The following is a 21,032-nucleotide window of genomic DNA, read 5'->3' as shown; positions in this document are numbered from 1 at the left end:
CGCGTGGAGGGCGGGCGGGCCCGGCTATCCGGCGTGGAGGCTGCGGGCGATCTGCCGCAGCCTTGGGCCGGCGTGCGAATGAAACTGCCTGATCCCCGGGCATAGGTAGTTGAGTCCGGGCTCACCGTCCGGCGCACGAACGAGCCGGTTCTTCGGGCATTCGCCCCAGCACAGGTTCAGGTGCGGGCATTGCAGGCAGTACTTTGGAAGGGTGTCCTTCTTGCCGAATCCGAAGGCTTTCTGGCGCTCCGAAAACGCAACGTGATGAAGCGGGTGGCTGAAGATGTCGCCCAGTTCGTATTCGGGATAGACGTAGTGATCGCAGGAGTAGACGCGGCCGTCGTGCTCCATCGCGAGCCCCTTGCCGCAGAAAGGGGCGGTGATGCAGAGTTGCGAGGGCATGCCCATGGTCTGCGCGACGGCCGTTTCGAACAGGTTGACCAGCACCCGGCCCAGATCTTCGCGATGCCACTCGTCGAAAGTGCGGCTCAGGAAATAGCCCCAGTCATCGGGATCGACGGACCAGTCTGTGACGACGGAATCCGCCGCGCCCGGTTTCGCCCGTTCGGTGCCGACCACAGGAATCGATGCCTCGTCCCAGAATTGCGGCGCGACCTGTTTGAATGTCCTGGCCTCCACGCACGGATTGAACTGCAGGTAAGTCGCGCCGACTTCTCGCGTGAGGAAGCGATAAACGTCGATCGGTCTGCGTGCGTTGAGCCGGTTGATCACAGCGAGCGCATTGAAGGCGACCCCGTGACGGTGGATGCATTCGAGCCCCCGCATGACCCTGTCGAATGTGGGCTTGCCCGAGCGCGACACGCGGTAGGCGTCGTGCAGCTCGCGCGGCCCGTCTATCGACAGGCCGACGAGAAAATCGTGCTGTTTGAGAAACGCGCACCACGCGTCGTCGAGCGCGGTGCCGTTGGTTTGCAGGTTGTTTTCAATCCGCTGGCCCGCGCTTTTGTACTTCTCCTGCAGGCGCACGACCTTGCGAAAGAAGTCGAGCCCCATGAGCGTCGGCTCGCCGCCTTGCCAGGAAAAGACGATCTGCTCGCCGTCCTGCCCTTCGATGTATTGGCGGACAAACGTTTCCAACGTCGAGTCATTCATGAAATCGCCGCGGCGCTGTTCGAGCAACTGCTCCTTGTGCAGATAGAAGCAATACTTGCAATCGAGGTTGCAGGCTGACCCCGTCGGCTTGGCCATGACGTGAAAGCGTCGCTTGAAGCGCGGCCCCGATGGCGGCGCGTCGACGTCGCCCAGACTGGTCGCTAGTGGTGTCAGCGGAATGGTCGTGCTGTGTTTCATTGCAGTCGATGCTCGAAGATTCGCCTGGGGTGCGTGGAAAGCAAGGGACGTCGACACTATTTTCTGTAAAAAAATAATGTCGGAATCCTTAGTGAAAATATCATACGCAATACGAAGCAATTGGCGTATTAGCCTAAAGGCGTATTGCGTCGTCGTGTGTCGCCGGGTACGCTGACACGCCGCAAGCACGACGGCATGCCAGTCGTCTGAATCGATCGACAGATTTGCATCACAACCTCTAGCTGTTTCTTGTGTGCTGGCGAATTTCCTAAGGAGGATTGCGTCGTTGCGACAGGATTTTTCTGATTTGAGCCGATCTCGATCAGCGCACCGCGACACGCAAAACCGGCGCACTCGACCGGGGGCTGAGGAAGACCCTGTAAAATCCCGCGCTCGCGTCGCCTTGTGCGCCGCACCAAACCGGACGACGGCGTTTGAACCGTATTTTTGGCGTGCCCATGATCGCGGCACGCCCAAGGCGGGGCATTCCGCCACAAGCACTTCTTGAGGAAAGCTTTAATGAAAATGAGTTGGCAAAAGATGGCCACGCTCGCCGCAGTGGCGGGCACCCTGATGGCAGTGACGGTAACGACCGCAACGGCAGCCGAGATCAAGGAAATCCGCTTCGGCGTCGAGGCATCGTATGCGCCGTTCGAATCGAAGTCGCCCGCCGGTGACCTGCAGGGCTTCGACATCGATATCGGCAACGCCGTCTGTGCCAAGCTCAAGGCGAAATGCGTATGGGTCGAGAATGCGTTCGACGGCCTGATCCCCGCGCTTCAGGCTCGCAAGTTCAACGCGATCAACTCGGACATGTCGATCACCGACCAGCGCCGTGCCGTCATCGACTTCACCGATCCCATCTACGTGATCCCCAACCAGGTGATCGCGAAGAAGGGCAGCGGTTTGCAGCCGACAGCGGCGTCGCTGAAGGGCAAGCACGTCGGCGTGCTGCAAGGCTCGATCCAGGAGGCCTACGCAAAGGCGAAGTGGGCGCCCCTCGGTGTCGACGTGATTCCTTATCAGGCGCAGGATCAGGTCTATGCGGACCTCGTCGCGGGCCGTCTCGATGCGTCGTTCCTCGACGGGGAAGCGGCGTCGAAGGGCTTCCTGAAGAAGCCGCAAGGGGCGGGATTCGAATTCGCCGGCCCGGCCGTGTCGGATGAAAAGCTGCTTGGTTCGGGCGTCGGCTTCGGTCTGCGCAAGGGCGACGCCCAGCTGAAGGACGCCGTCAATCAGGCGCTCAAGGAACTGAAAGCCGACGGCACGATCGACAAGCTCGCGGCGAAGTATTTCGACGTCAAGGTCACGCTGAAGTAATGCGCGCTTCGTCCGGCGCGGATCGTCGCGCCGGCGTCGAACGTCGAACGGCCGCTTCATGCGGCCGTTTTTTTTGCCCTTGTTTTCCCAGTCTTTTTTCGCTTCTTCATGCTCCTGCGCATGGCGGCGTGCGCTAAAATCTGCGCACGGGGAAAGACGGCTCGATATGCAGCGGGTGCAGCCGCACATGTCGGATGAAGCCGCCAGAACGATACTCAACAGACGAGAGCACGAAGCGCCACGCTTCGCCGCAACTACTTGCATGGGACCAGCGTAAGCCATGAAGCGCGAACGCTGGCCGGACAGGGGACCGGAATGACCACCACCGCAGTCGCTGAGGAACGCCAGGCAGAAGACGTTCCGGGCTTTGCGCAGGACGCGCGCGCAAACGTTTCGTTTGCCCGTCAGCCCATCCTGAACCGCGACAACATGTTGTGCGCGTTCGAACTCAAGCTGTATCAGGCGCCCGCCGCCGACGCCGGCGAATCCGGCGAAACCGGCGAGCAGGAAGCGGAAGCCAGGCAGGGAGAGGCGCAAGCCATCATCCAGGCGATCCTGCAGCCCGACGTGCGCGCCGCGCTCGCCAATCATCCCGGTTATCTGCCCGTCACGCGCGAGCTGTTGTTCGACGACGCGATCCGCAGCCTGCCCGCCGAGCGTTTCATGTTCGAGTTGCCGCCCGACATCGTCGCGGACGATCAACTGATCACGCGCATCGTCGAACTGTATGGGCGCCGCTATCGCTTCGTGATCGACAACGTCGCGCAGGCCAACGACACCTTCGCGCGCCTGCTACCGTATGCGGACGCCGTGAAGATCGACATGCACCGCATCCCGCAAGCCATGCTCCCCAAGTTTGCGAGCGTGCTGAAATCGGCGGGCAAGCTGTTGATCGCGCTGGGAGTCGAATCGCAGGAAGTGTACGAGCAGGCGCTCGATCTCGGCTTCGACCGCTTCCAGGGCTATTACTTCGCGCATCCGCAGGGCGCGGCCGCGCGCAAGGTCAGCGCGCCGCGCCACGCGCTGCTGAATCTGCTGCAACTGCTCGGTGGCGAGCCGACCGTCGCGCAGCTCGAAGCCGAGCTGAAGCTGAATCCGGTCCTCGTCATGCATCTGATGCGTCTTGCCAACTCGAGCGGTCTCGCGATGGGACGCAAGGTCACGACCTTGCGCGAAGCGATCAACGCGACGGGCACGAACCGCATCGCGCGCTGGACACAACTGTTGCTCTACGCGGACGGCCGCAAGGTCGCGCTCGAAGACGATCCGCTGCTGCAACTCGCCGCGACGCGTGCGCGTTTCATGGAACTGGCCATCCAGCGTCTGCCCGAGGCGGGACGTGACGAAACCGACGCCGCGTTCCTCACGGGCGTGTTCTCGTTCGTCGATTCGGTGTTCGGCGGCTCGCTCGAACACACGCTGAATGTGCTCGCGCTGTCCAAGCCGATCCGCGACGCCATCCTGTTGCGCGAAGGCGTGCTGGGCACCTTGCTGACGGTGGTCGAGGCGCTCGAACGCGGCGCATGGGCCGACATCGAAAGCGCGTGCGGACGGCTCGAAGGTCTGCAGGTGCTCGACGTCGCGCAAATGGGTCTGGTGGCGGCCGCGTGGGCAGGCGTTGCCGACCGCAGCGCCGAGGCGACGGGGCTGGAGCGGATCGAGGATTGATGCGGGAGAATGCGCGGCTCGAACTCATGAGCCGCGCACGTCGATGGAAGAGGGCGCGCGTCTTTCGTTAGAGCGTTTCGACTTCGCTCACAGGCGCATGCGCGAAGAACCGACCCAACTCGCGCGCCAGTTCGTTGAGCGCGGCCATTTCCCGCTGCGAGATGCGGCGCCGCACGTCATGATGCGCCCAGTCGCCATAGAGCAGGGCGACCGTCGACTTGTTCTCCAGCACCACGGGCAGCAGCACGAATGAATGCACGCCTTCGAACGCGCGGCGATACCAGTCCGGCAAGCGCGCGCGCATCTTCGGATCGCGCGCGTTTTCGATAAAGATGCCGACCGAGTTCGCAATCGCGAGATGAAACACGTCGGGCGCGAAGGCCGTTGCGAAGCTGAGCTTCGGCAGCGCGGCTTCGATCTTTGCACCGAAGCCCATCGTCGCCTTGAAGATGCCGCTGCCATGGCGCACGAATACGACGGTGCGCTCGAACTGCAAACCCGCGAGCACCGTTTCCGACGCCATCGCGAGCGCGGGCGCGAGTCCGCTGTCGCTCGGCAGCGCCTGCAATTCACTCACGCCGGCACGGATGCACGACTCGGGATCGAGCGTCTCGCGCGCGATCGCATCGGCATTCGCGCGCAGTTCGAAGATCTCGCGCATCACGCCGTCGCGGGTCTCTTCTTCGGCGAGCGTCAGGCTCATGTCGACGAGCACTTCGGGATCGGTGTTGAGCGTGCGGCTGTAGCGCTGCGCAAGCTCGGCGATGCGCACGTCGCGCTGCGCCTGAGGCAGATGCGGCTGCGTGAGCACGTTCGCGACTTCCGTCGAGTAGTTCGTGATCGCGCGCAGCCATTGCACCTGGCGCGGCTCGTCGTCCTGCAGCGGATCGAACTCGGTCATGCCGACGCGGATCATCTCCGGCAAGCGCCAGCGCGACGCCGCTTCGAGTCCGATTTCCTGGAACGTCACGCCGAGCACGGTTTCGCAGGCTTCGTTCTCGCCCATGCCCGTATCGATCTGGCGGCGAATGTGATCCCACTCCGCATCCAGATAGAACACGACCAGCAGCTTGCCGATCTGGCGCATCAGCGTGCAGACGACAGCCTCTTCGCCGTCGCGCAGATCGCCGCGCTCGGTGAGCTTGCGGGCGACGCAGCCCGACAGCATCGTGCGGTTGAGTTCGAGTTTCGCGTCGATACGGCGCGGCACGCTGTGATGAAAGTGATCGACGATCTTCAGGCCGACCACGAGATGCCCGACGGCATCCATGCCCAGCACCATTAGCGCGCGCGAGACTGTGGTGATGTTGCCGCCGAACGCCATGTACATCGCCGAATTCGCGAGACGCAGCACCTTCTGAGTCAACGCGAAGTCGGAGAGCACGATCTGCACGAGGGCGCTGAAATCGAGGTCATCGTTGTTCATCGCCGCCATCGTCGAGCGGAGCGACTGCTGCAGCATCGGGAAATCGCCGCGCTCGTTCATGCGAGCCCAGAGCCGGTCAAGCAGCGCAGCCTTTAGCATGAGAGTCCCGCAAGAGCCATACAAGTTCCAGTGAGTGGCAAGTCGTGACGTTGACTGTGCCCAATATCAACACGCGTCATGTCAGTCACGCTTCACCATGCACGTGAAGCGCGCGCGATGCGAAGCGCTGTGCGAGTTCTTCCGATGGGAGTGCCTTGCAGACGAGCCAGCCCTGAATGTGACCGCAGCCCATCTCGGTGAGCAGCTCACGCTGCGCTTCCGTTTCGACGCCTTCCGCGACGAGTTCGAGATCAAGCGTTTGCGCGAGACCCACGACGGCGCTGACGATCGCCTGATCGTTGCGCGAGGTTAACAGATTCTCCACAAAACTCCGGTCGATTTTCAGTTTCGCGAGCGGGAAGCGTTGCAGATACGCAAGGCTCGAATAGCCGGTGCCGAAATCGTCGACGGCGAAGCGGATGCCGAGGCCCGTGAGCTCTTCGAGCAATGCCGTCGCGTGCTGCGGGTCGTGCATCAGCAGGCTTTCCGTGATCTCGAATACGACCCGGTGCGGATCGATGCCCGTGAGCGCGATCGCCTCGCGCACGCTTTCCTTGAAGCGCGGATCGCGGAACTGCTGCGGCGAGACATTGACCGCGACATATTGCAGCCGGATGCCTTGTATGTCCCAGCGGATCAACTGCATGCACGCGGCCTTCAGCACCCAGTTGCCCAGATAGTTGATGAGGCCGACGGATTCGGCGAGCGGGATGAACATCGACGGCGGCACGAGCCCATGCACAGGGTGCTGCCAGCGAATCAACGCTTCGACGCCGACCACGCCGTGCGACTGACTGCTCGTGATCGGCTGGAAGTGCAGCGAGAACTCGCCATTGCGCACGCCGTCGTACAGGTCCGATTCGAGCTTCAGGCGCTCGGCGTCAGCGGGACTGTCGTCGGGTACGTAGAACGCGAGCGTGTTGCCACCTGCCGCCTTCGCGCGTGCCAGCGCATGGTCCGCCCAGCGCAAGAGCTGGCTGTCGCGCGGTGCGTGTTCGGGCGATTCGCCCGAGTGCTGTGTGTCCGGATACAGCGCGATGCCGACGCTCGCCGACAGATGCACCGGCTGGCGGTTGAAGGTGTACGGTTGCTGGATCGCCGTCAACAGACGCCGCGCGAGCGCTTCGGCAGCGATCGCGGTGTCGGCGCGCGCATGCGCGGGTGGCAGCAGGATCGCGAACTCGTCGCTGGAGATGCGCGCGATAAGTTCGCCTTGCGTCGTCATGTTGGACAGGCGGCGCGCGGTGTCGCGCAGCATTTCGTCGCCGGCGTCGTAACCGAGCGCGCGGTTCACGCGCTGGTAGTCGTCGAGATCGAGCAGCAGCAGGGCGGCCGACTTGCCCGTCGCGTCCGCCTTCTGCTGCGCGTGACGCATTTCCTCGACGAGGGCGGGCACGTTCGCGAGACCCGTCAGGTTGTCGTGATGCAGCTGATGCTTGAGGCTCGCTTCCGTCGCGCGCCAGCTCGACACGTCGAAGCCCGCGATCGCATAGCCTTCGATGCCGTCGTGACAGTTGCGCGCAATGCGCAGTTCGACGGGCACGGGGTAGGTCAGCGACTTGATCAGATCCAGCGTGATTTTTTCGACCACGCCGCTTTCGTCGGCGCGGCGCAGCGCGGCGTCGAGACGGGCGACGTCGCCGGGTGCGACGAGTTCGTGCAGCGTGACCGTTTGCAGATACTCGCGGTGATAGCCGATGAAGCGCAGGCTCGCCTCGGAGACATACAGAAAGGTGAGATTGCGCGCCACGTGCGCGAGGAAGTCGACGGCATGCGCGGCCTGTTCGAGCCCGTGCGAAGCACCTGGCGCACCAGATGCGCCTGGTGCGACCGTCGCGCGCGCGGGCTGACGGGCCGCGCGGAACCGGTCGATTGCCGTGCGCAGCAAGCCCCGGCGGGCTGGGGTGATCCTGGTCGCTTCCATGTGTGTCGCTGACTACCCGGTTCGTCGTGAGGCTGGACGTCCTTGCGATGCCCGTCGTTCGACCGATCGGGGCAGGCGCGAGGCCGTCCATCAGAACGGGATAACGACGTTTGCGACAGAATCTTTAGCTTTCAGACACAAAAAGCGCCATAACATATGGTAAGGATTCGCGGCTACCCTGGATGCCTGTGCATTGCCGGTGGATTCCGCTAAAGTGGCGGCGAACGCGCTCCGTTATTCCCCCTGACGGGGCGCGAGTTGGCGACCCCGCAGGCAAGCCGTTTTCCGAATCCAAGCAGCCGTTAAACATGCCTGATCCGTTTCAAAACGACGAAGCCAGCCGCCCCCAAACGTTTGCGCAAGCAGGCGAAGAGGACGAGGCGATCTCATCGGCGCAGTTCGTCTATGTCGGGCGTCAACCGATTCTCGACCGCGACGGCGCACTGCACGCTTACGAACTGCTGTTTCGCGGCAGCGCGAAAAATTACGCGCAGGTCTCCGACGACGCGCAGGCCACCGCGCAGGTGGTGGTGCGCACGATCGGCGGCATCGGCGTGCCCTCCGTGCTCGGCGCGCATCGCGGCTATGTGAACATTGGCCGCGAACTGCTGTTCGACGACATCGTGCATCTGATGGAGCCCGAGCGCTTCGTGCTCGAAATCCTCGAGACGGTGCAGTTCGACGCGCGGCTCATCGCGCGCATCGCCGACTTGCGCCGCGCGGGCTTTCGCATCGCGCTCGACGACGTGTGCGAACTGTCGCCGAACCTGCTCACTGCGCTGCCGTACGCGGATATCGTCAAGGTGGATTTCCTGCAGACGGACCGCGCGCAACTGCCCGGCCTCGCGAAGGCGCTCGCCAGTCGCGGCAAGACGCTGATCGCCGAAAAGGTCGAGACGCGCGAAGACTTCGCGCTTGCCCGCGAACTCGGCTTCGATCTCTTCCAGGGCTATTTCTTCGCGCGGCCGCAGGTGCTGTCGACGCGCCGCACGCGCTCGTCGCGCACCTCGCTGCTGCGGCTGCTCGCGCTGCTCGCGCGTGAAGCGGGCATCGTCGAGCTCGAAGATGAGTTGAAGCGCAATCCGAATGTCGTGATGCAACTGCTGCGGCTCGTCAATTCGAGCGCGTTCGGGCTCGGGCGCAACATCTCGTCGCTGCGCGAGGCGATCATCGCGACGGGCACGCGGCAGATCGCGCGCTGGGCGCAACTGCTGCTGTACGCGGGCGGCGGCGATCTACCGTGGCGCTCCGACCCGCTCGTGCAACTCGCGGGTACGCGCGCGCGCTTCATGGAGCTGGCCGCGCGCTGGATTCGCCCGAACGACGAGGCGTTTGCGGACGCCGCGTTCCTGACGGGCGTGTTCTCGCTTGTGCATGTGCTCGTCGATTCGACGCCGGACGCTACACTCGATCCGCTCGATCTGTCGCCGCTGATTCGCGATGCTATCGTCGAGCGGGCGGGGCAGATGGGCGCGCTGCTGAGCATCGCGGAAGCGGCGGGCGAGGCGCAGGATGCGGCTGCCGTGGCAAGCGCCCAGTCGCTGGAAGAATTCGGCGCACTCACGCCGATCGTGCTGGCCGAGCTGAATCTGTCGGCGGCTGCGTGGTTTGGCGCGCATCTGGGCGACTGACTCGCGCGTCGTGCCCATCCGACTTGTCCGGCTGACGACGCGCAATTGTCAAACGTGGTCCAATATAGGGCGCAAGTTGAGCCTCGACGCTTCATGTTGTAAGGCATAGCGTCGCGAGGCGTTGCACGGGCATCGTGCGCTTACGATTCGAGGATTCGACATGAAGCTGAAGATTGTGCCATTCGCACTGGCGGCTGTGCTGTGCGCGGGTATGTCGCTGTATACGTTGACGGCTTCCGCGACGCTCAAGCCGGGCGACAGCGCGCCAGACTTTACGACGCAGGCATCGCTGGGCGGCAAGACGTACACGTACGCGCTGGCCGACGCGTTGAAGAAGGGCCCGGTGGTGCTGTACTTCTATCCGGCTGCGTTCACGAAGGGCTGCACGATCGAGGCGCACGAATTCGCGGAAGCTGTGGATGAGTACAAGAAGTACGGCGCGACCGTGATTGGTGTGTCGCACGACAACATCGACACGCTGACGAAGTTCTCGGTCAGCGAATGCCGCAGCAAATTCCCCGTTGCTGCCGATCCCGACTCGAAGGTCATCAACGCGTATGACGCGGGGCTGCCGATGCATGCATCGATGGCGAACCGCGTGTCGTATGTGATTGCGCCGGACGGCAAGATCATTTACGAGTACACGAGCCTCTCGCCCGACAAGCATGTCGAGAATACGATGCAGGCGCTCAAGGAGTGGGCTGCGACGCATAAGTAGCCCTGAGCGGGCGTAGGTCGATGTTTTCCTTTTACGCGGCGCGGCATCTGATTGCTGTTTATATTGCTTGCGTTTTCGATATCGCGCTGCCATTGCAGGACACGTTGCCATGCCTATCGTCGTTGCGCTGATTGCTCTGATTGCGTTGATTTATGGCTGCGTGCAGGCGTTTCATGCGCTCTCCGCGCATTTTGGGCTTGGCGTGGCCGTGGGTGTTGCGATCCTGTTTGCTGCACTCGTGCTTGCGGCACTTGCGTGGTGGTGGCGTCGGCATAAGGAAGTGTCGGCGAATATTCGCGATGGCGACTGGACTCACGAACTCAAGGGCGAATGGGGCGGGGTTCGCCTCGCGGCAGGGAAGCGGTTGTGTGACTTGCAGGTCGCCGGTCTGAGGGGTTCGTATATTTTTGCGGATCTTCGCGGGGCGCAGCCGGTGCGGGATGGGGAACGCTGGCAGGTCAAGGTCGATGTTAAGGATGCAGCGCATCCGGAGTGGCGCTTACCTGTTAGGTCCGAACGCGAGGCCCGGCAGTGGGTCAGGATTTTTGATCTGGCGATGGCGCAGAAGCTTTAAGGTTTGGTGTTTTTTTGTCTGCGACGCTGGGTGGGGCCGCATGGGTTTGCTCTGGCATCTGGTTTGGTTTTTTGGGCCTTTGCTCTGGCATCCGGTTTGGTTTTTTGGCCGTTGCTCGGGCATCCGCGATTTGTTAGCGTGCTTCAAGCGTCGCCCCTGTGCGGGGCGGCACCTACTTTTCTTTGCCGCCGCAAAGAAAAGTAGGCAAAAGAAAGCGGCTCACACCGCCAACATTACTTCGTGCCTGAGGGCCCCCAACTGGTCCCTTACTTCACGCGGCAACTTCTCGATTCAAGTTCGTTGCCAACGCTCTTGCAGTGCGCCTCACCCGCTTCACGCCCCCGCGTTTCAGCATGCGGTGCCAGATAGTCCACCGCCGCCCAGGTGGCAAACTGTGTGTCGGCCCCTTGTGGTCCACACGCATCACTTCGGACCGATAGCGCAGGCGTTCTACCCTGTAAGAGCGCCACGCTATACGACGCGACAACCTACACACAGTTTGCCACCTGGGCGGCACAAATCATTCGCTGCCGCTGGCCCGTGCATGGGTATTCGAAGCGGGTGATGCGTTTATTCAAAGCGTTGGCAACACGCGCCAACAGAGCCGTTGCCGTGTGAAGCGTAAGAACCTGGTGAGGCGTTTATTCGAAGAGTTGGCAACACGCGCCAACAGAGACGTTGCCGTGTGAAGCGTAAGACCCTTTGGGGGCCCTCAGGCAATGCGTTGGCAACGAACATGGGTCACGTGATTGCCGTGTGAAGCGTAAGACCGGTTGGGGGCCCTCAGGCAAACAGAGCCTGGCGGTGTTAGCCGCTTTCTTTTGCCTACTTTTCTTTGCGGCGGCAAAGAAAAGTAGGTGCCGCCCCGCACAGGGGCGACGCGTGAAGCACGAAAGCAAATCGCGGATGCCAGCGCAAAGGCCCAAAAAACCAAACCGGATGCCATCGCAAACACTAGCAGCCCACCCAGCGTCGCAGACAAAACCAACCCTAACTCATGCACCTGAAGCCGCCGCCCCCCGATTCCGCCTGGCTTCCCACCGAACCCGAATCCGATCCATATAAAGATAAACAACGGGCGTGGTATAGAGCGTGAGCATCTGGCTCACAATCAAGCCACCCACAATAGCGAGGCCAAGCGGAGCACGCAACTCCGCCCCCTCACCACGCCCAAACGCGAGCGGCAGCGCGCCAAGCATCGCAGCGCAAGTAGTCATCATGATCGGCCGGAATCGCAGCAAACAAGCCTGCTCAATCGCATCACGAGAAGAAAGCCCTTGCCGCGACGCATCGATCGCAAAATCGACCATCATGATCGCGTTCTTCTTCACGATGCCAATCAGAAGAATCACCGCAATCAGCGCAATGATGCTGAACTCGGTATTGAAGAGCAGCAGCGCGAGCAACGCCCCGACCCCCGCCGACGGCAACGTCGACAGAATGGTCAGCGGATGAATATAGCTCTCGTACAAAATCCCAAGCACGATATAAACCGCCGCAAGCGCCGCGAGAATCAAAATCGGCTGGTCGGACATCGACTGCTGGAACGCTTGCGCCGTGCCTTGGAAGCTGCCGCGGATCGTCCCTGGCATGCCGATCTCAGCCATCGTCTGATAGATGATATCCGTCACTTCCGACAGCGACTTGCCCGGCGGCAGGTTGAACGAGATCGTCGACGCGACGAACTGGCTCTGGTGGTTCACCGCAAGCGGCGTGCTGCCCGGCCCGAAGCTCGCAATCGCGGAAAGCGGAATCATCGTTTCCTTCGACGTCGACACGGCCGCGCCCGTCGATGCGCTCGACTTGCCGCTCGCCGCAATCGAGTTGTTCGCCAGATTGCGCGCGGCATCGCCCGCGACAGCGGCTGCGCTCGATGACGTCGTGCCGCCCGTGCCGCCCGACGAAGCACTCGACGTCGTACTCGACGTGACCGTGCCCGCCGTCGCATTGGTCGACTGCGAGCCGCTCGCGCTGCCGCCCGACGTGCTGACCCACACCTGCTTGAGCATGTCAGGGCTCTGCCAGTATTTCGGCGCGACTTCCATCACGACGTGATACTGGTTCAGCGGGTTGTAGATGGTCGAGACCTGGCGCTGGCCGAACGCGTCATACAGCGTGTTGTCGATCTGCGCGGGCTTGATGTTCAGACGCGCCGCTGTCGCCCGGTCGATCGTCACCATCGCTTCCAGACCGCCTTGCTGCTGGTCGGAGTTGACGTCGGTGAGTTCGGGCCGTTTTTGCAGCGCTTCCGTCAGAAGCGGCGTCCATTTGTAGAGATCGGCAGTCGAGTCCGATAGCAGCGTGAACTGATACTGCGCGTTCGATTGCCGGCCGCCCACACGAATATCCTGCACCGCCTGCAGGAACGTGCGCGCGCCAGCGACGTCCGACAGCGGCCCGCGCAACTGCTGGATCACCTGATCGGCGGAAATCTTGCGCTCGCTCTTCGACTTGAGCGACACGAACATGAAGCCCGAGTTGGTCTGCCGTCCGCCCGTGAAGCCGACCACGCTGTCGACGGCAGGGTTCGCCTGGACGATCTTCATCATCTCGGAGAACTTTACCTTCATCGCCTGGAACGAAGTGGACTGATCCGCCTGTATGCCGCCCACCAGCCGTCCCGTGTCCTGCTGCGGGAAAAATCCCTTCGGCACGATGATGTACAAATACACGTTCAGCCCGATCGTCGCGATCAGCACGAGCAGAATCAGGCGCGGATGCAGCAGCGACCAGCCGAGCGTGCGCGCATAGCCGCGCTGCATCCAGTCGAAGCCCCGCTCCAGCCAGCGCGCGAAACGGCCTTCCTCTTTCTTTTCGTGCGGCTCTGAGAGCAGGCGCGAGCACATCATCGGCGTGAGCGTGAGCGACACGATCAGCGACACGCCAATCGCCAGCGACAGCGTCAACGCAAACTCGCGGAACAGCCGCCCGACGATCCCGCCCATCAGCAGAATGGGCAGAAACACGGCTACGAGCGAGATGCTGATCGACATCACCGTGAAGCCGACTTCGCGCGCGCCGACGAAAGCCGCCTTCATGCGCGGCATGCCGTTCTCGATATGCCGCGAGATGTTCTCCAGCACGACGATCGCGTCGTCGACCACGAAGCCCGTCGCGATGGTCAGCGCCATCAGCGACAGGTTGTCGATCGAAAAATCGAGCAGATACATCGCTGCGAACGTGCCGATGATCGAGATCGGCACGGCGACGCTCGGAATTAGCGTGGCGCGCCAGTTGCGCAGGAACAGGAACACGACCATCACGACGAGCGCCACCGCGATCATCAGCGTGAACTGCGTATCTTTCAGCGAGGCGCGGATGGTGGTGGAGCGGTCGGCCGTCGGCGTGACTTCGACAGCGGCGGGCAGCGACGCCTTCAGCTGCGGGATCATCGCCTTCACGCGGTCGATCGTCTCGATGATGTTCGCGCCCGGCTGCCGGTAAAGAATCACGAGCACCGAGCGCTCGTTGTTCATCAGGCCGAGGTTGCGCAGGTCTTCGACGGAATCGACGACTTCGGAGACATCGGACAGATGCACGGCGGCGCCGTCTCGATACGCGATCACGAGATCTTTGTATTGCGAGGCCTTCTTCGCCTGGTCGTTCGTGTAGAGCTGCACGTGGTTCGGGCCGAACTCGATCGAGCCCTTCGGGCTGTTCGCATTCGCCGACGCCAGCGCCGCGCGCACGTCTTCGAGACCGATGCCGTAGTGAAAGAGGGCCTGCGGTTCCAGTTCGACGCGCACGGCCGGATTCGCCGAGCCGCTCACGTCGACTTCGCCGACGCCGTCCACCTGCGACAGCGACTGCTGCAGCACGGTCGCCGCCGAATCGTACAACTGGCCCGCCGTCATCGTCTTCGACGTGAGCGCGAGAATGAGGATCGGCGCGTCGGCGGGATTGACCTTGTGGTAGGTCGGATTCGAGCGCAGGCTCGCGGGCAGGTCGGCGCGCGCCGCGTTAATGGCCGCCTGCACGTCGCGCGCGGCGCCGTCGATGTTGCGGTTCAGGCCGAACTGCATCGTGATGCGCGCCGAGCCGACCGAGCTCGACGAGGTCATCTCCGTGACGTCGGCAATCGTGCCGAGATGCCGTTCGAGCGGGCTGGCCACGCTGGTCGCGACCGTCTCGGGGCTCGCGCCTGGCAGGCTCGCCTGAATCGAGATGGTCGGGAAATCGACCTGCGGCAAGGGAGCGACGGGCAGCTTCGCGAATGCGAAGAGGCCCGCCAGCGCAATGCCGATCGCGAGCAGCGTGGTGGCGACCGGGCGTTGAATGAAGGGGCGCGACAGGTTCATCGGTTCGGCCTCTTCATTCAGGCGTCGGCGTCGGTGACGGGAGGCCGGGTCGGACCTTCGCCATGACCTTCACGATGAAAGCGCGCGCGCAGACGCCGCGCAATCGAATCGAAGCCGAGATAGATCACGGGCGTCGTGAAGAGCGTCAGCAACTGGCTGACGATCAGGCCGCCCGCAATGGCGATACCGAGCGGACGGCGCAGTTCCGAACCCGCGCCCGTGCCGAGCATCAGCGGCAGCGCGCCGAGCAGCGCCGCCATCGTCGTCATCAGGATAGGGCGGAAGCGCAGCAGACAGGCCTGATAGATCGCTTCACGCGGCGACTTGCCGTGTTCGCGCTCGGCTTCGAGCGCGAAGTCGATCATCATGATCGCGTTCTTCTTCACAATGCCGATCAGCAGCACGATGCCGATGATGCCGATGATGTCGAGATCGTGGCCCGTGACGAGCAGCGCAAGCAGCGCGCCGACGCCCGCCGACGGCAACGTCGAAAGAATCGTGATCGGGTGTACGAAGCTCTCGTACAGCACGCCGAGCACGATGTACATCGTGACGATGGCGGCGAGGATCAGGAACAGTTCATTCGACAGCGACGCCTGGAACGCGAGGGCCGCGCCCTGGAAGCGCGTCTGGAACGAAGCGGGCAGGCCGATGTCTTTTTCCGCCTGCTGGATCGCCTTCACGGCCGCGCCGAGCGACGCGCCCGGCGCGAGATTGAACGAGACGGTCGTGGCCGGGAACTGGCTCAGGTGCGTGACGAGCAGCGGCGCGGGCCTTTCGTGGAAGCTCGCAATCGAGTTGAGCGGCACTTGTCCGCCCGACGACGTCGACGACGGCAGATAGATCGAGTTCAGCGACTCCGTGTAGTGCTGCATGGTCGGCTGCGCTTCGAGAATCACGCGGTACTGGTTCGACTGCGTGAAGATCGTCGAGATGATGCGCTGGCCGAATGCGTCGTAGAGCGCGTTGTCGACGGTGGCGGGCGTGATGCCGTAACGGGCCGCCGACGCGCGGTCGATCTCGACATACACCGACTGGCCATTGTTCTGCAGATCGGTCGCGACGTCGACGATTTCAGGCGACTGCGCGAGGCGCTCCATTAGCTTCGGCACCCAGGTCGCGAATTCGTCGATATTCGGATCGGTCAGCATGAACTGGTACTGCGTCGGGCTGACGGTCGAATCGATGGTCAGATCCTGCACCGGCTGCATGTAGAGCGTCGCGCCGGGAATGTGCGACGTGTCCTGCTGCAACTGGCGGATCACCTGGCTGGCGGTCGCGTCGCGGTCGTCGCGTGGCTTCAGATTGATCAGCATGCGGCCGCTGTTCAGCGTGATATTGCTGCCGTCCACCCCGATGAACGAGGTCAGGCTTTCGACATTCGGATTCTTCAGGATTTCCGCGGCGAGCTGCTGCTGGCGCTCGGCCATCGACGCATATGACACCGACTGCGACGCCTGCGTGATCGCCTGGATCACGCCCGTGTCCTGTACCGGGAAGAAGCCCTTTGGAATGTAGACGTACAGCACGGCCGTCAGCACCAACGTCAGCACGGCGACGACGAGGGTCGAGCGCTGCCGGTTGAGCACCCATTCGAGCGCGACGGCATAACGTGCGATCACCCAGTCGATAGCCGCGTGCGCGCGCGCTTCGAAGCGGTGGCTTTCCTTCGGCGGCGTGTGGCGCAAGAGCTTCGCGCACATCATCGGCACCAATGTGAGCGACACGACGGCCGAGATCACGATAGTCACCGCGAGCGTGATCGCGAACTCATGGAACAGCCGCCCGACCACGTCGCCCATGAAGAGCAGGGGGATCAGCACGGCAATCAGCGAGACCGTCAACGAAATGATCGTGAAGCCGATCTGCTTCGAGCCTTTCAGCGCGGCCTCTAACGGTGTCTCGCCTTCCTCGACGTAGCGCGCGATGTTCTCGATCATCACGATCGCGTCGTCGACCACGAAGCCGGTGGCGATCGTCAATGCCATCAGCGATAAATTGTCCAGCGAGAAGCCGCACAGGTACATCACGGCGAGCGTGCCGATCAGCGAGAGCGGCACCGACAAGCTCGGGATGATGGTCGCGTAGATGTTCGCGAGAAACAGATACATGACCAGCACGACGAGCACGACCGACATCATCAGTTCGAACTGCACGTCGCGTACGGACGCGCGGATCGTCGTGGTGCGATCGGTGACGACCTGCACGTCGAGCGCGGCGGGCAGCGACTGCTGCAGCGTCGGCAGCAGCTTCTTGATGCTGTCCACCACCTGGATCACGTTGGCGCCCGGCTGGCGCTGCACGTTCAGGATGATCGCGGGCGTATTGTCGACCCATGCGCCGAGCTTCGTGTTCTCCGCGCCGGCCACGATGGTCGCGACGTCCGTCAGCATCACCGGGCGGCCGTTCTTGTACGCGACGACTGCGCTCTTGTACGCGTCGGCGTCCGTCAGCTGATCGTTCGCGTTGATCGTGTATGAGCGCGACGGGCCGTCGAAGTTGCCCTTCGGCGTGTTGACGTTCAGGTTCGAGATCGTGGTGCGCAGATCGTCGAGATTCAGCCCGTACGACGCGAGCGCGCGCGGATTGGCCTGGATGCGCACGGCGGGGCGCTGGCCGCCCGACAGGCTCACGAGGCCGACGCCCGCGACCTGCGAGATCTTCTGCGCGAGGCGCGTGTCGGCGATGTCCTGGATCTGCGTGAGCGGCAGCGTCTTCGAGGTGATCGCGAGCGTGATGATGGGCGCGTCGGCGGGGTTGACCTTCGCGTAGATGGGCGGCGCGGGCAGGTCGGACGGCAGCAGGTTGCCCGCCGCGTTGATGGCCGCCTGCACTTCCTGCTCGGCGACGTCGAGGGGCAGGTCGAGGCTGAACTGCAGCGTGATGATTGACGAGCCGGCCGAGCTTTGCGACGACATCTGGTTCAGCGACGGCATCTGCCCGAACTGGCGTTCGAGCGGTGCCGTCACCGACGACGTCATCACATCCGGGCTCGCGCCCGGATAAAACGTCTGCACCTGGATGGTCGGGTAGTCGACTTCGGGCAGCGCGGACAGCGGCAGAAAACGCAGTGCGACGAGCCCGACCAGCATGATCGCCGCCATCAGAAGGGCGGTGCCGACCGGGCGGAGGATAAAGGCGCGGGATGGATTCATGCGGTATCAGCCGTGCCTTATTCCGCCGACGTCTGCGACGCGTGCCGGTGACGGTGCGCGCCCGAGGCACCGATCGCACCCGCGGCACCCGATGCGCCCGAAGCCGCATGGGCCGCCGATGCGCCCGAAGCCCCCGACGCGCCACGCGGACGATCGGCGGGAATGGTGATCTTCGCGCCTTCCTTCAGCCGGTCCGAGCCGTCGATCACGACGCGCTCGCCGACCTGCAGGCCCGACGCGATGCTGGTGCGCTCGCCGTCGACGGGGCCGACCTTCACCTGACGCACCGTCACCGTGTTATCGGGTTTCGCGACATACACGAACGCGCCCATCGAGCCGTTCAGCACCGCCGAAGTCGGCACGATCACGGCATCCTTCACGACGTTCACGAGCAGGCGGGTGTTGACGAACTGGTTGGGGAACAGCAGGCCTTCGTTGTTCTGGAAGGTCGCGCGCAGCTTGACGGTGCCCGTGGTGGTGTCGATCTGGTTGTCGATGGTTTCCAGATAGCCCGCTTCGAGCGAGGTCGTGTTGCTGCGGTCGTACGCCGTCACCGACATCTTCTGGTTCGCGCGCATGCCTTTGAGAATGGCGGGCAGGTTGTCTTCGGAGGTCGTGAAGATCACGCTGATCGGCTGCAACTGCGTAATCACGACCACGCCGTTCGTGTCACCCGGCGTCACGTAGTTGCCGGCGTCGACCTGGCGCAGGCCGACGCGGCCCGAGACGGGCGCCGTGATGCGCGCGTAGGTGAGATCGAGCTTGAAGGTGTCGATGTTCGCCTGGTCCGCCTTCACCTGGCCTTCGTACTGCTTGACGAGCGACGCCTGCGTGTCCACCTGCTGGCTCGCGATCGAGTCTTGCGACAGCAGCGTCTGATAGCGCTTCAGGTCGAGACGGGCGGTTTGCAGAAGCGCCGTGTCCTTCGCGAGCGTGCCTTCAGCATTCGCGAGACTGATCTGATACGGACGCGGGTCGACCTGCGCGAGCAGATCGCCTTTCTTGACCATCTGACCTTCCTGGAACGCGACCGTCTGCAGCGTGCCCGTCAACTGCGTGCGTACGGTGACGTTCGCGAGCGGCGTGACGGTGCCGAGCGCATTCAGCACGACGGGCATTTCGCCTTGCTTCACGGTCGCCACGTGAACGGGTTGCGGCTGGTTCGCGCCGCCCGCGCCGCCGCGGCGGCCGCCGCCGCTGGCACGTCCCGCCTGTGCGCCGCTGGCGCCCGCTGCCGCGCTCGCGCCGTCAGCGGTCTTGTTCCACGGATGCCAGCGCACCAGCACGATGCCCGCGATCACCACGACGGCGACGATCAGCGCGATCGTGCGGCCGCGATGCCGCTTGACGGCGCCAGGCCCAGGCCCGGGATCGCGCCCGGGAGGCGGGCTGGCGGGGGCGGCGTTGCGTGAAGGTTCAGGCTGCTTTTTTTGTTCGTCCATCGTTCGATCAGGTGGCTGGCTTAATGGGGCAAACGTGCTGGTGTAACGCGCGATGCGCGCGGCCGTGTTTCGCCGGGCGCCGCTTCGTGTTGATCGCGCATGCCGGCGCGATGCTAATTGATGCGTGATTCATCGCGATGACCGTGACGTGACGGCGGCCGCGCTTCGCGGCCAGACACGTTATCGGCATGACTGACGGCTCCTCCCTGTTGGCCGTGCTGGTGTCCGCCGCTGCGTCCGTTGCCGGGCGCGTTCCCGCCCGCGTTGCCGATGCGCATGCGCTGGCGGGGCGCGCGGAGGACTATGGCAGCTTCCCCGGGCGCGCGGGAAAGCATGATGCTACGTCCCGGGCCGAGTTACAGTCCAGCGGCGTATTTTTCGGCGGATTACGACCGTTACACAGTTTTCGCGCGGTCGAAAGGCGTGCGTCAACGGGATGTCGGGTTTCTCATCGGCTTGCCGCTGCGGCGCGCGGCTGCCGCTCGCCGTGCTCAGGCGTCGAGCCGGCGCCCCGGCGTGCCGCCGATCTCGTGAACGATCCGGTCGATCGTCTCGAGCAGCGCGGGCGCTGCGCGCGAAACGAGCCAGTCGCGCGGGCACTGATGCGCGGAGCCGCCGCAGTTGACCGCGTAGCGTTCGCCCGAAGGCCCGATGAAGCCGGCTGCAATCGCGTTGAGCCCTTCGTGCCATTCACCCGTCGCGATCGCGAAGCCTTGCGCGTTCGTTTCGCGCAGCGCCGCGTCGAGCCGGGCGCTGATGTTTCCCCAGTCGTCGCCCGCCGCGGCCTGCAAGCCGATCAGCAGCTTTTCGCGGTCCGTGTCGGTGAGCGCCGCCAGATACGCGCGGCCGACGGCGGTACGGCTCAGGTCCATCCGCGAGCCGACGTCGAGGCGCGACACCAGCACGGCGGAGCGCGGCTTGATCGCATCGATGACGACCATTTCGAGGCGGTCGCGCACGGCGAGATGCACGGACAGCGAGGTCCGCTCGGCCAGTTCGATCAGAAACGGCCGCGAGCGGGCGCGGATGTCGAAGTTGCGCAGAAAGCCGTTGCTCAGCTCCAGCACCGATGACGTGAGCACGAAGCGCTCGCTGTCGGGCAGACGAAACAGAAAGCCTGCGCTCACAAGGGTTGCGGTGATCCGGGAGACGGTCGGTTTTGGAATGCCCGTCAATTCGGTAAGTTCGCGGTTGGACAGCGGGGCGTCGGCGGCCGCGACCCGTCGGAGTACCGTCAGGCCGCGCGCGAGCGCGGTGACCTCGTCGCCGGAACCGTCTTTTTCCTTCGCGGAATCCATGACGGCCGGACGCGTCGATGACTGGTTCATGTGGTTTTTATGAAACGTTATTTCAATATTGTGGAACACGCTCCAGGATACAGCTTCCTTTGAAGCGCCCCAGGCCCTCGCTCAGTAAAGGCCTAAGTCCCTTTTTCCTACGACGATTCATTGTATAGGAATGTAATT

Annotated in this window: 12 protein-coding genes; 5 read left to right on the top strand and 7 right to left on the bottom strand. The window is 63.4% G+C overall.

Going from position 1 to position 21,032, the window contains the following annotated elements:
- Window positions 1-24: 24 nt before the first annotated feature.
- Complete coding sequence (locus tag BLT65_RS13555; protein WP_244186501.1) at window positions 25-1,782, bottom strand: anaerobic sulfatase maturase; 1,758 nt, start codon at window positions 1,780-1,782, stop codon at window positions 25-27.
- 48 nt (window positions 1,783-1,830) lie between these two features.
- Here BLT65_RS13555 and BLT65_RS13550 point away from each other — a divergent pair, with 48 nt between their 5' ends.
- Window positions 1,831-2,631, top strand: a complete 801-nt coding sequence (locus tag BLT65_RS13550; RefSeq protein ID WP_091778379.1) for an ABC transporter substrate-binding protein — start codon at window positions 1,831-1,833, stop codon at window positions 2,629-2,631.
- Window positions 2,632-2,946: 315 nt separating this feature from the next.
- Window positions 2,947-4,299, top strand: a complete 1,353-nt coding sequence (locus BLT65_RS13545) for an EAL and HDOD domain-containing protein (protein ID WP_091778377.1) — start codon at window positions 2,947-2,949, stop codon at window positions 4,297-4,299.
- A 67-nt stretch (window positions 4,300-4,366) separates the two neighbouring features.
- On the opposite strand, the gene BLT65_RS13540 is transcribed toward BLT65_RS13545, so the two are convergent.
- Window positions 4,367-5,824, bottom strand: coding sequence for an HDOD domain-containing protein (locus BLT65_RS13540; RefSeq protein ID WP_091778375.1), 1,458 nt, complete (start codon window positions 5,822-5,824; stop codon window positions 4,367-4,369).
- A gap of 85 nt (window positions 5,825-5,909) precedes the next feature.
- The gene (locus BLT65_RS13535; protein WP_091778374.1) at window positions 5,910-7,748 is read right to left on the bottom strand and encodes a putative bifunctional diguanylate cyclase/phosphodiesterase; all 1,839 of its coding nucleotides are present in this window, start codon (window positions 7,746-7,748) and stop codon (window positions 5,910-5,912) included.
- A 308-nt stretch (window positions 7,749-8,056) separates the two neighbouring features.
- Between BLT65_RS13535 and BLT65_RS13530 the strand changes: the two genes are divergently transcribed.
- The 3 genes from BLT65_RS13530 (at window position 8,057) to BLT65_RS13520 (ending at window position 10,671) form a co-directional block, all read left to right on the top strand.
- Window positions 8,057-9,379, top strand: a complete 1,323-nt coding sequence (locus BLT65_RS13530) for an EAL and HDOD domain-containing protein (RefSeq protein ID WP_042308434.1) — start codon at window positions 8,057-8,059, stop codon at window positions 9,377-9,379.
- A 160-nt stretch (window positions 9,380-9,539) separates the two neighbouring features.
- Window positions 9,540-10,097 (top strand): peroxiredoxin, encoded by a 558-nt coding sequence (locus tag BLT65_RS13525; RefSeq protein WP_091778372.1) that lies wholly within the window; start codon window positions 9,540-9,542, stop codon window positions 10,095-10,097.
- Between the two features lie 109 nt (window positions 10,098-10,206).
- Entirely contained in the window at window positions 10,207-10,671 is a 465-nt protein-coding gene (locus BLT65_RS13520; protein ID WP_091778370.1) for a hypothetical protein, read from the top strand.
- 995 nt (window positions 10,672-11,666) lie between these two features.
- Here the strand turns inward: BLT65_RS13520 and BLT65_RS13515 are convergent.
- From BLT65_RS13515 to BLT65_RS13495, 4 genes are all read right to left on the bottom strand, one after another.
- Window positions 11,667-14,969 (bottom strand): efflux RND transporter permease subunit, encoded by a 3,303-nt coding sequence (locus BLT65_RS13515; protein ID WP_091778368.1) that lies wholly within the window; start codon window positions 14,967-14,969, stop codon window positions 11,667-11,669.
- Between the two features lie 17 nt (window positions 14,970-14,986).
- Window positions 14,987-18,124, bottom strand: coding sequence for an MdtB/MuxB family multidrug efflux RND transporter permease subunit (locus BLT65_RS13510; RefSeq protein WP_091778366.1), 3,138 nt, complete (start codon window positions 18,122-18,124; stop codon window positions 14,987-14,989).
- Window positions 18,125-18,141: 17 nt separating this feature from the next.
- Window positions 18,142-19,566, bottom strand: a complete 1,425-nt coding sequence (locus BLT65_RS13505; RefSeq protein ID WP_091778364.1) for an MdtA/MuxA family multidrug efflux RND transporter periplasmic adaptor subunit — start codon at window positions 19,564-19,566, stop codon at window positions 18,142-18,144.
- A gap of 491 nt (window positions 19,567-20,057) precedes the next feature.
- Window positions 20,058-20,894 carry an IclR family transcriptional regulator gene (locus BLT65_RS13495; RefSeq protein ID WP_042308450.1) on the bottom strand — a complete coding sequence of 279 codons (837 nt, stop codon included), beginning with the start codon at window positions 20,892-20,894 and terminating at the stop codon, window positions 20,058-20,060.
- Window positions 20,895-21,032: the final 138 nt, after the last annotated feature.

The organism is Paraburkholderia steynii, from assembly GCF_900100565.1.
Taxonomy (GTDB): Bacteria; Pseudomonadota; Gammaproteobacteria; order Burkholderiales; family Burkholderiaceae; genus Paraburkholderia; species Paraburkholderia terrae.
Note: the sequence above shows the minus strand (reverse complement) of the source record. Positions and strands in the feature narration are given on the sequence as shown.